We start from the raw sequence: 11,878 nt of genomic DNA, 5'->3' as shown, positions 1-11,878 counted from the left end.
TATAAGAGACAGCTCAACAGGTCGGCTCCGGTCGGGGTGCGGGCAAACTGGCGGGGCGGGTCGGGGACTGTCAGGTGGGTGGCGAGCACGTCCTGGGCGACGGTGATCAGCCGGGCGACGTCGCCGATCAGTTCGTCCGCCGGGCTGGGTGTGGCGTTCGGGTCGGCGTGCCGTCGCAGGCGGCGGTCGGCCACGGTGAGGTGGTCGGTGAAGGCTGGTTGCCAGTCGCTGACCGGGGTGCCGTGGGGGGTGAGCCCGTAGCGGGTGCCCAGTGTGATCAGTGCGCGGGTGGCGGTGGACAGGACGGCGCAGGTCGCGGCGCCGACCGTCGCCCCGTCGCTGATGGCGAGGGCGGCAAGGGCGAGGCGGTCTTCGGCCAGGGTGAGGAACTCCTCGAAGGTCGGCGCCGTCATGCCGCCGCCCTGGCATTGCTGCACGCGCGCTCGGCCTGCCGGGCGAGGTTCGACGCGTGGGTCAGGGCGTAGATTCGCCCGGGTTCGGTTGCCGCTCGGGCGGCGCGGTCCAGTGCGCGGGCGCTGGCATGTACGAGTTCGATCAGGCGGTCCGGATCGTCCGCCAGCGTCGAGGGTCCGGACGGGAGGTCTGGCGGGTCGGCGGTGGTGTGTGCTTGCAGCGCGGAATACGCCTTGGCCAGCGCGCTGGCGGCCCACCAGAGGGTCACCGTGTCGTAGCCGTCGCGCTCGGCCAGGGCGGCGGCGGCCTCGCTGGCCTCGGCCAGTGCCTCGGCGGCGCGATCGACGGCGGCGTCGGCGGGTGAGTCGTTCAGTTCGGCCAGCAGGACGTCGAGGTCTTTCACGAGGTCTCCTTGCACGGGCTTGGAATGCCAGGATGCGGCGAAAGACCCGGCATCGCGACTCGCACGCGCAAGGCTGTGGATAACCCGCGCTCTTAGCTGGCGGCCTGGCCTGCTTGGCAGCGCGACCTTGCCGACGAGTTCCAGAGGTCTCTGCGGATGTGGTCTTTCGCGCCGTGCCGCTGCTCGGCTCGCCGATCCCACCCGGAAGATTTACTGTGGTGAACATGGCACGACGAACAGGAGCGTCAGCGCGGACACAGGCGCTGGCCAAGGCAGCAGAGGCAGTGGCTCGACGGGACGCGGAACGCATCGCGCGGGAAAAGAAGCTCCAGGACATTCTCGCGGACTTCTACCACGCGCAAAGCGAGGTTCAGCGCATTCGCCGCGAGGCGGACGCCTCGATTGCGCCGTTCGACACCGCGATGCGCGACGCGGTGCGTGCCCTCGACGCTCTGGACGAGGGCCGCGCCGGGATCGCGGAGCTCACCGGGCTTTCATTGGCGGGCGTACGCGAGTACCTCGCGGATACCGGCCCCTCGCCGATCCCGGCCGCCTCGGTCGCCGATCCGCTTGCAGCGCAGAAGCGGCCAAGGCATGTCGAGCCAGTGAGTGACGATGCGCCCGCCGAGTCGGCAGGTTCCGTGCGCTGACGCCTGGACGCACGCGATGTTCCGCTGCGGCGATTTCGACGCGCTCGCATGAGAGACGCAAGTGAAGCGGTCCCGCAGTGACACGGGGCCGCTCCAGTTGCGCGTCAGTTCAGGGGCGTCAACCGGTTTTCGGCCGGCCGTCCGGCACCGGTGCTCCTGAACCTGCGCCGGTGCCCTCCAGGCGCGGCAGTGCCTGCACCACATAGCGCCGGGCGGTACCCCGGGAAAGCGGCACAGGAAGTGACGCAGCGGCCTGGTACGCCGCCGCGTTGCGCTCGCGCCCGTCCTCGGAAAACAGGCGCAGATCACCAGAGCGCACCTGATCCGTCAGGGCCGCCTCGAAGGCGACCCGCTTCGGGCCGGGGCCTCGGCCTCGGCGCAACGTTCGCGCCAGCCGCCCGTTGTCGGGCTGGTCACCCGCGTCTTGGACCTGTTCCACCGAGCCGCCGCCGTCCGAAGAGGCGCACGAAGCGGCCTCATCGGCGCAGGACACGCACCGCGGCACGGTCAACGCACCTTCCGCATCACGCCGCAGGCAATCGCGGCGCCCGCTCCACATCAACGCGGGGAAGTTGACCCACAAGGTGAGCGTGCGCCACAAGGAGCGCCGCTGCTCGCCCGCCATCAGCAAACTGCGCAGGTTCGCCAGCAGGTGCTCCAGAAACACCGCGTACATCACCGGCGGCACAGCCGCGACCAGGTACCCGCCCGGGGAGCGGGCGGGAGCGTGCAGCACGTTCATAGTCACGCTCGCCGCGATGCAGCCGAGCAGAGAAATCCGGGTGGCCACGGCGGGTCGGCGCCGCAACGTTTCGTACAGGCGCAGCAGCGACACACCGGCCGTCCCGGTGTCCAGCAGCAACGCCCAGATCCTGGCCTCGGCCCCCTGGTTGCCGTTGTGGGCCAGTACGTAGGAAACCTGGGCGTGGTACGACAACCACGCGGAGGCGCACGCGAGCGCGAGCAGGACGCAACTGGCCAGCGCCAGCAAGCCGTTGGTGAGCCATGTCGGCAGAACGGGGACCTTGGACGGCGCTTCGGCCGCCCTGAACGACGATGCGGCCGGGCGTGTGGGCCAGGCCGTACTCTGGTGGGACATCAGGGGTTCGCTCCTCTGATCAGGCCCCGGTGGCGCTCCTCCAAGATCTCCACCGGGGTCGTATGAATATCGAATTCAGCGGCCGTGCGCCGCCTTGCGCTCACCGAGGAACTCCAGCCACGAGGCCAACAGCTGTTCCTCGGTATCCCCGTGCAAGCGACCCCCGTGCGCGACCAAGCCGTCGATGGCGACACGGATCAAGGTGTTCGCGGTGATCCGCTCACCCTTCACGCTGCGAGCGTCGTGCAGATCCCTGGCCAGATCGTCCAGCTTGGTCTGTTGATCACTGCGGATCATCGCCTGTTTCGGACGGGTCTTAGGACGCTCACCGGTGCTTGGATGTGCTTCAGAGCCAGCGGGGTTCATCGCATACCTTCCGGTCCGGGCGCAGTCGCGTGCATGACGTTGGTGCCCTCCCTTTGTAGTCGTTCGGGGCACAGGAGCCAAAGAGATTCACTCTTTTGGATGTCAAAGACTTTGAGAGTTTTGGGTTACGGTGTTTCATGGAAGCACAAGAGGGGGTCGGGTTGGCGCCCGACCCCCTCCGTAAACGCTCGACTCGGTGTTACCGCACCGGCCGGGCCAGGACACCCCACTTAGGAGGGCTCCAATGACCCATTTTGCCATTCCCGACGGCGTTTTCCCGCCTGCGGAGGCCGAACTCACTTCCATCCTCGACAACGGCGCCACACAGCTCAGCGGCTTCGCGCCCGTCGGCCTGGTGTTCATCGCGAGGGACCGTCGCGTGATCGCCCTCCTCATCGCCACAGCTATCGGATTCGATGCCGACGGCTGGTGGTTTCGATGAACGACACGATGACCATCCTCATCGGCTCCGACGGTGAGATCACGACCCCGCGCTTCGCCGGGCTCGCCGAACCGGACCACCCCGGCGGCCAGCTGTGGCACATCCGCGAGCTCATCGACTCGGCCGTCCCCCACGGCGTCGAGGCCCCGGGCCGCAGCGGTCTGGTCTTCTGGTTCGACGGACTTGCCTACGGTCGCGCGCGAAGCGTGAACGTGATCGGCAGCGTCGTCGTTGCGGACACCTTCGAGCTCCCGCTGCAAGTCGTCTGCGGCCCCTTGCTGATCACCGGCGGCTCATCCCCAGAGCCGCGAGCCCTGACCTCAGCAGGAGTCCGCGAGGCGTTCGAATTCCTCGACCTCGAACCCGTCAACCAAGCCGTCGAAGGCTGACGCGTCACACTCACAACGCCTTGAGCCAGGTTGGCGCCCGGCCCAGTTCAAAGAACTGCCCGGTCGGTGTTACCGCATCGACCGGGCCAAGACACCCCTACTTAGGAGGGCTCTCATGTCTCAGCTCGTCATGTCCCGGCGCAAGTTCGCCGGAGTCCCGGTCACCATGACCACCGTCGCCCCGCTCCCTGAGCCGAACCAGCCGCGCCGCATCGGCGCACTCGGCTGGATCTCCCGCAACAGCGGCCAGGTCATCGTCTCGGACCGCCTCATCCGCTCCGTCGCCGCACCGGCCGGACGGTGATCGTCGTGTCCGACCTGAGCGAGAGCCACCTCGCCATGGCACGCATCATCGACGCATTGTTCTGCTCCGAGTTGGAGACCGGAGACGTCCCCACCGGGCGTCAACTGGCGCACGCCATCCGCGGGTCGCTCAAGACCCATCGAAACTGGAACGGATGCACGCGCGCGGTCGCCGAGGCGTTCGCGAAGACGCCGGCTGAAGCCTCTCGGCGCGAGGAGTGGTGCCGCCAGCTCGCCGAGAGCGCGCTCAGCAGCACCGTTGTCGGCTTAACTCTCGGCGACTTCCTGGCTTAGCGGCTGCCGGTCAAGCCCATGCGAGGTGCTGGTCACGGCCCATGCCCACCCCGAAGGGCTTGGGTGGGCCGTGACCAGCACTGTGCCGACCAGTGCATTTTGTTCATATACGCATACCAACTTGCCACTTGTTAACGGAGGAGCGATTCTAGTGTTAGCTCAATTGAACAGAGGTGGCTCCAGGCGTGCCTATCGTTCAGGAAGGAACGATAGGTCACTCCAGCGGCCTAGTTCGATCGGGCCACAGCCCGCCCTCGGACCGCACCGCAGGCGCCACCACGGCACCACCTGCGGAGGTCTGCGCATGTCCCCCACCCTCATGGACGAACTGCTCTCAGTCGCCGAGATCTGCACCGAGCTGAAGATTTCGCGCCGCACCTTCTATCGCTGGCGCGAGCTTCACATCGGCCCAGAAGCCATCAAGCTGCCCAATGGCGAGATCCGCGTTCTGCGTAGCACCTTCGCCAACTGGCTAGCTAAGTTCCAGGAGCGCGCGGCATGAAGACGCTCGATGTTCGCATCTGGGAGATCCGCCAGCTACAACCTGCGCGCGTTCTGAAGAACGGGCAGAAGAAGCCCGCCACCTACCAGGTTCGCTGGCGCGTAGCGACCGAAACCCACTACCGGACGTTCAGCGGCAAGGCGCCCGCCGACGCGTTCCGAGGCAAGCTGCTCAGCGCAGTCCAAAATGGCGAAGCCTTCGACACCGACACCGGCCTGCCCGATTCGATGACCGAAAAGCCGGACCGGCTTACCTGGTTCGCGTTCTCAGCCAGGTACGTGGACATGAAGTGGAAGTCGCTTTCGGCCAAGTCCCGCGAGACCACGATCTACGCCGCAGCGACTGCGGTCGCCTCCCTCGTCAGCGCCGCACCCGGAGGGCCGAGCACGGCGACATTGCGGCGTGCACTACAGCACTGGTACCTGGAACCCTCCAAGCGGGCTTCGGGCGGCCAGCAATCGGCCGATGAGCAGACCATCGAGAAGCAACCCGCCGAGGATCAAAGGAAGCCCCCAGCCGAGATTGCCAAGGCACTGATCTGGTTGGAGAAAAACTCTCTGCCGGTCGCGGCCCTAGCCGAAAAGAAGCATGCTCGCGCGGTACTCGACGCCCTGGCCACCACGATGAACGGCAAGGCGGCGGCAGCAGACTACATCAAGCGCCGCCGCGGAGTGGTCTCCAACATGGTGCGCTACGCAATTGAGTGCGGAGAACTGCACGAGGACCCGTTCAAGACGATCCAATGGACTCCCCCGAAGGTAGCCAAGCAAATCGATCGCCGACGGGTGCCCAACCCCAAACAGGTTCGAGAGCTACTCAACAGCGTCACGTATGTCGGAACCTGGAAGCGCGCCGGCGGGCGCAGGTACGTAGCATTTCTCGCTTGCCTGTACTACGCGATGATGCGTCCAGAGGAAGTGATCGGCCTCTGCGAGGCGGACTGCGAACTGCCGGACAAGGGATGGGGACTGCTGATCCTGCACAAGGCCACGCCTTATGCGGGACGTCGCTGGACAGACAACGGGGAACTGCACGATGACAAGGCGCTCAAGGCGCGCGCCGACGGCGAGACCCGATCGGTACCCATCCCACCGGTCCTCGTCCGAATCTTGCGGGCGCACATCGCGGAGTTCGGCGTCGGCGAGGACGGGCGCATCTTCCGTACCGAGCGAGGGGCGTCGGTCACCCCGTTCGCTTACCAGAAAGTCTGGAAGCAGGCTCGACCCTTCGCACTTCCACCAAACCGCGTCGGCTCGTCACTCGCGGAGATCCCCTACGACCTGCGGCACGCCGGAATCTCGCTCGGACTGCGTACCACCCGCGACCCCGCCCTGATCGCCGAGCGCGCCGGCCAAAGCGTTGACGTGCTCATGAAACGATACGCATGGGCGCTCGATGATCAGGACGCCGCGGCAAACAAAGCCATCGAAGACGCCCTCGGCGACGACGACGAATGACCGTTTCTTTTCAGCTCGATCGGGGCGGCTCCCTCATCCGGGAGCCGCCCCGATTTCTTTCCCTCTCGTACGAATCCCGCCATTCTGGCTCGACGGAACATTCCTGGATCCGCGGGAGCTCAATCAGCCCCGAGCGGCGTTTCGCGACCTCACCTACAGCGACCCGCAGATGTGAACCGGGAAATTCACGGGCCGAAATCGGTGGCACCGTACGCGCCTGCGCCACGCAGCGAGTGCCCAAGACCCAAGAGCCGGGGACTAAACCAACGTCTCGGGGAGGGGTCGTCTCCTCGCGCACTCGCGAGGACTGGTGGCGCATGGTAGTGCCCCCGCGTGATCGGCACGAGGCTGACCGCGAACCTGAGCCACCATTCAGCCACGGACGGCTGCAAAAAGCGGCTTACAGTGACATACGCTGACAACGACTTGACGAAGAGGGTTCTGATTCAACAAAGCAGAAGGACCAGGTCAGACAGCGTCTGCCCTGGTCTTTCAACTGTAGCCCCGACGGGATTCGAACCCGCGCTACTGCCTTGAGAGGGCAGCGTGCTAGGCCGCTACACAACGGGGCCAGGTGGGGTTGGCGGGCTCTCGCTCGGCAACGGGCTCCAGCATAGGTGACGGGCCAGGGTCCGACCAAATCGATATGGCGGCGCGGGCCCACGACGGACGCGGCCGCTGGCTTGCCTTCGCCGAGGCCCAGCAGTACGCGCGGGCTAGGACCACGGCGCCACACCGCCAGCCGCGCCTCCAACTGAGCCCCAAGACTGCGCCGACCCTCCAGGCCGGCACCGCGACCGGCACCGGGAGCACGGCCGGGACCACCGGGGCCGCGGCGTACGCGCAGCCACGCGCAGCCAGCCACGCGCGGGATACGACAGCGCACCCGGCTAGGGTCGCTTTATGAGTGCCAACCCGTTCCTCACGCAGAGCGCCCTGCCGTATCAGCTGCCGCCCTTCGCGGAGATCCGGGAGTCGCACTACGCCGCAGCCTTCTCGCTCGGGATGGAGCAACAAGCCGCGCAACTCGCGGCGATCACCGCCGAGACCGCGCCGGCGAGCTACGACAACACGGTGCTCGCGCTGGAGCGTTCCGGCGAAGTGCTGCGGCGAGTGACCGCCGCGTTCAACAACCAGGCATCGTCGGACACGACGCCTACCGTTCAAGATCTACAAGCTGAGTTCGAGCCGCGGCTCACCGCCCACCGCGACGCGATACTGCTCAACCCGACGCTGTTCGGTCGCGTGCACGCGGTGCGCGAGGCGATGCAGCAGGCGGCGCAAGAGGCAGCACCCACGACGCACGAGCACGGCGCCATGACAGCGGATCAAGACGCCCGCGGCGACAGACCAACCGCTGAAGCCACCCGGCTCGTGGACCGCTACTACACCGACTTCGTGCGGGCCGGGGCGCTGCTCGGAACCGCCGCTCAGGGCCGGCTGCGCGAACTGAACACCGAACTGGCGCGGCTCACCTCCGCATTCGAGCGCAACCTGTTGGCCGACACGCGGGAGCGCGCGGTGGTGTTCGACAACGCGGACGAGTTGGAAGGACTTTCGCACGACGCCTTGAGCGCCGCCCACGCGAACGCCTCGGCGCGCGGCTTGCGCGGCAAGTACCTGCTCAGCCTCCAACTGCCGACCAACCAGTTGCCACTCGCGTCACTCGCCCGGCGCACCACCCGGGAACGGCTGTACAACGCTTCGATCTCACGCGGTACGACGGTGAACCGATCGCTCGTCGTACAGATCGCGCGGTTACGCGCCGAACGTGCCGCGTTATTGGGTTACCCAAGCCACGCCGCGTACGTCGTCGCCGAGCAGACCGCCCGGTCCGTCGAAAACGTCGAGTCGCTCCTGCATCGACTCGTGGAGCCGGCCATGGCGAACGCTCGCAGCGAAGCCGAAGCGCTACAGGAGGCGTTCACGGCCGACGGACACGACACGGCTGACTTCGCGCCGTGGGACTGGCAGTACTACGCGGAGAAGGTACGTAAGGCACGGTTCGACGTGGACGCCGCGGACCTGAGGCCCTACTTCTCGCTGGAACGCGTACTGCGCGACGGGGTGTTCTTCGCGGCCCAACAGCTCTACGGCCTGCGGTTCGAGGAACGTGAGGACCTGGTCGCGTACCACGACGACGCGCGGGTCTTCGAGGTGTTCGAGCAGGACGGCAGGCCGCTCGGTCTCTTCATCGCGGACTGCTACGCGCGCGAGTCCAAGCGCGGCGGGGCCTGGATGAATTACCTGGTCAAACCGTGTGGGCTGTTCGACACGAAGCCGGTGGTGGTCAACAACCTCAACCTCGCCAAGCCGGCCGCGGGCGAGCCGACCCTGCTGGCGTTCGACGAAGTGCGCACGTTGTTCCACGAGTTCGGGCACGCGCTGCACGGGCTGTTCATGGACGTGCACACGCCGCGGCTCGCCGACGTGCCGAACGACTTCGTCGAATACCCGTCGCAGGTCAACGAGATGTGGATGGCCCGGCCCGAGGTGCTGGCGAACTACGCGAAACACCACCGCACCGGGGAGCCGATTCCGGCGACGCTGGTGAGCCGCATGCAGGAGGCGGCCCGGTTCGGGCAGGGCTTCAAGACGGTCGAATACCTGGGCGCGGCGCTGCTGGACTGGGCCTGGCACACGATCACACCGGGCACGGACCCCGGGGACGCGCTGGAGTTCGAGGCGAACGCGCTGAATGAGGCGGGGATCGCGTTCCCGTGGATTCCACCGCGCTACCGGTCGACCTATTTCGCGCACGTCTTCTATCTCGGGTACGACGCCGGTTACTACTCCTACATCTGGAGCGAGATCCTTGACGCGGACACCGTGGACTGGTTCACGCAGAACGGCGGCCTGCGGCGGGAGAACGGGGAGCGCTTCCGGCGGGTGCTGCTGTCCCGGGGCGAAAGCGTGGATCCGATGGAGGCGTTCCGGCAGTTGCGCGGCCGGGACCCGCTGACCGGGCCGCTGCTGGAGCGGCGCGGACTGGCCGCCGCCCGACCTTTAGACCAGCCATAGGCCCTAATTTGAGATATACCGCCGGGCGGGAACAGAAAAGGCGCGAACGCCTGGGCATTCGCGCCACTGAAGAACTCTGCTGGGGTACCAGGACTCGAACCTAGACTAACAGAACCAGAATCTGCTGGGCTGCCAATTACCCCATACCCCATAGACACTGCTTGGCAAAGCGCCGCGGCCACACGCATGACGCGCCCGGCTGCGCCGCGTGGATTACTGTACCCGAGAGGGGCGGGATCACCCAACTCGGTATGTCGGACAAGGCTGCGTGACCGAACGCGGCATCACGCCGCGGGCACCGGCGCCGACCGGGTCAGCAGGTCCGGCAGCTCGGCGAGGCCGGTGATGCGCTCGATCCAGCCCGGCGGCGCCGGGTCGACCGGAGGCAGGGCGTCCGGCCGGTCCAGCCAGACGCCGCGCAAGCCGGCCTGATGCGCGGCGAACGCGTCGATCTGCGGTTCGTCACCGACGTAGACCACGCTGCGGCCGGGTACGACGCCGAGAGCCGCGCACGCTCGCCGAAACGCATCCGGGTGCGGCTTCGCAGCGGGCAGGCGGTCGATACCCAGGAAACAGGCGAAGCGCTCGACCGGCAGGCCGACCGCGGCCATCTTGCGCAGCTGATAACCGGTTTCCATGTTCGTGATGACGCCGACCGGGACGCCGAGCACCGAGTCGAGATGGTCGAGCGCGGCGAGAGTGTCGTCGAAGAGGCGCAGCTGCGTCTCCATGCACTCGCGGTATGCCGCGAACCAGTCGTCGGCTTCGGCGTCCGAGTACTGGATGCCCGTCATCTCGCGAACCCGATCCCGGCGCTGCCCCTCGACGGTCACCTCTCCGTCGAGGTACCGCTGGATGTGCACACGCTCCAACCGCTTCCATTCCGCGTAAGCCTCGGGACCGGCGGGCCGGCCGAGTGCGGCCAGGTACGCGTCGATCCCGAAACGAGTGGCCCGCTCCAGGTCGATCAGGGTGCGATCCAGGTCGAAGAGGACTGCGGACACCGCGGGGCCGGGGTGTGACACGGTGGTCAGGCGGTCGTTTCGGCGGCGGCACGCAGCCGGGCCAGGGTGCGCTCGCGGCCGAGCAGTTCGAGTGATTCGAACAGCGGCGGCGAGACCCGGCGGCCGGTCGCGGCGACCCTGATCGCGGTGAAGGCGGCCTTCGGCTTCAGGCCGAGCCCCTCGATCAGCGCCGCACGCAGGGCCTCGTCGATGGATGCGGTGGTCCACTCGGTGAGCGCTGCCAGAGCGGCGACAGCAGCCTCGAGAACCGGCTTGGCCTCCGGCGTCAGCACCTTCGCCGCGTCGTCGGGATCGACCTGGAAACGCGCTTCCTCGGCGAAGAGGAAACCCACCATGCCGAGCGCATCGGAAAGTACGACCATACGCTCCTGGATGAGCGGGATCGTGGCCAGCAGCAGCCGCCACTCGGCGTCGTTCGCCAGATGCCCGTCCGGAGCGTCGCCGCTGAGCAGGCCCGCGTCGGCGAGGAAAGGCAGGAGCCGTTTGGCCAGGTCCACCGGGTCGAGGCGGCGCAGGTGCACGGCGTTGATCGCCTCGCACTTCTTCAGGTCGAAGCGCGCGGGGTTGACCGAGATGCGCGCGCCGTCGAACGCGGCGACCATCTCCTGCTTGGTGAACAGTTCCCGGTCGTCGCCCATGGACCAGCCGAGCAGGGCGAGGTAGTTGAGCAGGCCCTCGGGCAGGAAGCCCCGCTTGAGGTAGTAGCTGAACGACGCCTCCGGGTCGCGCTTGGACAGCTTCTTGTTGCCCTCCCCCATCACGTACGGCAGGTGGCCGAACTGCGGGACGCGCTCGGAGAGACCGAGCTCGATCAGGGCCTCGTGCAGCGGGATCTGACGGGGCGTCGAGGAGAGCAGGTCCTCGCCGCGCAGCACGTGCGTGATGCGCATCAGCGCGTCGTCCACGGGGTTGACCAGCGTGTAAAGCGGCGATCCGTCGGCCCGCACGAGTACGTAGTCGAACACGTTCTCCGGTGCGAAGGTGATCTCGCCACGGACCAGGTCGTTCCAGTTCAGCTGCCGCTCGGGCATGCGGAAACGCAGCACGCTGCTGCGGCCCGCGGCCTGGTGTGCCGCTACCTGCTCAGGCGTCAGGTCGCGGCAGGTGCCCTCGTAACCGGGAGTGCGCTTCTGTGCCCTGGCACGCTCGCGCCCGGCCTCAAGCTCCTCGGCGGTGCAGTAGCAGTCATAGGCGTGGCCGGCTGCCTTTAGCCGGGCGGCGATATCCGCGTAGATCCCGCCGCGCTCGGACTGGCGGTACGGGCCGTAATCGCCGCCGGCCTCCGGGCCTTCGTCCCACTCCAAGCCCATCCAGCGCAGCGTGTGGATCAACGCGTGATACGACTGCTCGGTGTTGCGCGCGGCATCGGTGTCCTCGATGCGGAAGACGTACGTGCCGCCGTAGTGGCGCGCGAAGGCGTAGTTGAACAGCGCCGAGCGCACCATGCCGACGTGCGGATCGCCGGTCGGGGAAGGGGGGAAGCGGACGCGCACCTTGCCGGTGAGGTCGGGGT

The 11,878-nt window shown here is 67.2% G+C and carries 14 protein-coding genes and 2 tRNA genes; 8 read left to right on the top strand and 8 right to left on the bottom strand.

Annotated elements, in window-relative coordinates; all coding sequences use genetic code 11:
• The coding region (locus KGA66_RS25335) for a hypothetical protein (protein WP_211471412.1) at positions 1-413 on the bottom strand (413 nt) is incomplete at its 3' end.
• Complete coding sequence (locus KGA66_RS25330) at positions 410-817, bottom strand: hypothetical protein (protein ID WP_211471410.1); 408 nt, start codon at positions 815-817, stop codon at positions 410-412. The genes KGA66_RS25330 and KGA66_RS25335, both read right to left, overlap by 4 nt.
• 158 nt (positions 818-975) lie before the next feature.
• On the opposite strand from KGA66_RS25330, the gene KGA66_RS25325 reads away from it, so the two are divergent.
• Positions 976-1,467: a hypothetical protein gene (locus KGA66_RS25325; protein WP_211471408.1), complete on the top strand. Its 492-nt coding sequence runs from the start codon at positions 976-978 to the stop codon at positions 1,465-1,467.
• Positions 1,468-1,585: 118 nt separating this feature from the next.
• On the opposite strand, the gene KGA66_RS25320 is transcribed toward KGA66_RS25325, so the two are convergent.
• A complete protein-coding gene (locus KGA66_RS25320; RefSeq protein WP_211471406.1) occupies positions 1,586-2,458 on the bottom strand; it encodes a DUF2637 domain-containing protein in 873 nt (290 codons plus the stop codon).
• 183 nt (positions 2,459-2,641) lie between these two features.
• Positions 2,642-2,863: a hypothetical protein gene (locus KGA66_RS25315; RefSeq protein ID WP_211471404.1), complete on the bottom strand. Its 222-nt coding sequence runs from the start codon at positions 2,861-2,863 to the stop codon at positions 2,642-2,644.
• A 313-nt stretch (positions 2,864-3,176) separates the two neighbouring features.
• Between KGA66_RS25315 and KGA66_RS25310 the strand changes: the two genes are divergently transcribed.
• The 6 genes from KGA66_RS25310 (at position 3,177) to KGA66_RS25285 (ending at position 6,319) form a co-directional block, all read left to right on the top strand.
• Positions 3,177-3,374 (top strand): hypothetical protein, encoded by a 198-nt coding sequence (locus KGA66_RS25310; RefSeq protein WP_211471402.1) that lies wholly within the window; start codon positions 3,177-3,179, stop codon positions 3,372-3,374.
• Positions 3,371-3,763, top strand: a complete 393-nt coding sequence (locus KGA66_RS25305) for a hypothetical protein (protein ID WP_211471400.1) — start codon at positions 3,371-3,373, stop codon at positions 3,761-3,763. Before KGA66_RS25310 ends, KGA66_RS25305 begins: the two co-directional genes overlap by 4 nt.
• 115 nt (positions 3,764-3,878) lie before the next feature.
• On the top strand, positions 3,879-4,067 hold the full coding sequence (locus KGA66_RS25300; RefSeq protein ID WP_211471399.1) for a hypothetical protein: 189 nt from the start codon (positions 3,879-3,881) through the stop codon (positions 4,065-4,067).
• Positions 4,068-4,072: 5 nt separating this feature from the next.
• Positions 4,073-4,360 carry a hypothetical protein gene (locus KGA66_RS25295; protein ID WP_211471397.1) on the top strand — a complete coding sequence of 96 codons (288 nt, stop codon included), beginning with the start codon at positions 4,073-4,075 and terminating at the stop codon, positions 4,358-4,360.
• A gap of 319 nt (positions 4,361-4,679) precedes the next feature.
• Positions 4,680-4,862 (top strand): helix-turn-helix transcriptional regulator, encoded by a 183-nt coding sequence (locus KGA66_RS25290; protein ID WP_246508654.1) that lies wholly within the window; start codon positions 4,680-4,682, stop codon positions 4,860-4,862.
• Positions 4,859-6,319 carry a tyrosine-type recombinase/integrase gene (locus KGA66_RS25285; RefSeq protein WP_211471394.1) on the top strand — a complete coding sequence of 487 codons (1,461 nt, stop codon included), beginning with the start codon at positions 4,859-4,861 and terminating at the stop codon, positions 6,317-6,319. The genes KGA66_RS25290 and KGA66_RS25285 overlap by 4 nt, the downstream gene beginning before the upstream one ends.
• Positions 6,320-6,818: 499 nt before the next feature.
• Here KGA66_RS25285 and KGA66_RS25280 read toward each other — a convergent pair.
• Positions 6,819-6,891 (bottom strand) — tRNA-Glu (locus KGA66_RS25280).
• 331 nt (positions 6,892-7,222) lie between these two features.
• Between KGA66_RS25280 and KGA66_RS25275 the strand changes: the two genes are divergently transcribed.
• The gene (locus tag KGA66_RS25275) at positions 7,223-9,340 is read left to right on the top strand and encodes a M3 family metallopeptidase (RefSeq protein WP_211471391.1); all 2,118 of its coding nucleotides are present in this window, start codon (positions 7,223-7,225) and stop codon (positions 9,338-9,340) included.
• Between the two features lie 79 nt (positions 9,341-9,419).
• Here the strand turns inward: KGA66_RS25275 and KGA66_RS25270 are convergent.
• The 3 genes from KGA66_RS25270 to gltX form a co-directional block, all read right to left on the bottom strand.
• Positions 9,420-9,491, bottom strand: a tRNA-Gln gene (locus tag KGA66_RS25270).
• A gap of 133 nt (positions 9,492-9,624) precedes the next feature.
• Positions 9,625-10,365, bottom strand: a complete 741-nt coding sequence (locus KGA66_RS25265) for an HAD family hydrolase (RefSeq protein ID WP_211471389.1) — start codon at positions 10,363-10,365, stop codon at positions 9,625-9,627.
• A 5-nt stretch (positions 10,366-10,370) separates the two neighbouring features.
• Positions 10,371-11,858 (bottom strand): glutamate--tRNA ligase, encoded by a 1,488-nt coding sequence (gene gltX, locus KGA66_RS25260; RefSeq protein WP_312887070.1) that lies wholly within the window; start codon positions 11,856-11,858, stop codon positions 10,371-10,373.
• Positions 11,859-11,878 lie beyond the last annotated feature (20 nt).

Source organism: Actinocrinis puniceicyclus (genome assembly GCF_018283645.1).
Taxonomy (GTDB): Bacteria; Actinomycetota; Actinomycetes; order Streptomycetales; family Catenulisporaceae; genus Actinocrinis; species Actinocrinis puniceicyclus.
The sequence above is the reverse complement of the archived record's forward strand: the minus strand, read 5'-3'. Positions and strand labels throughout refer to the sequence as shown.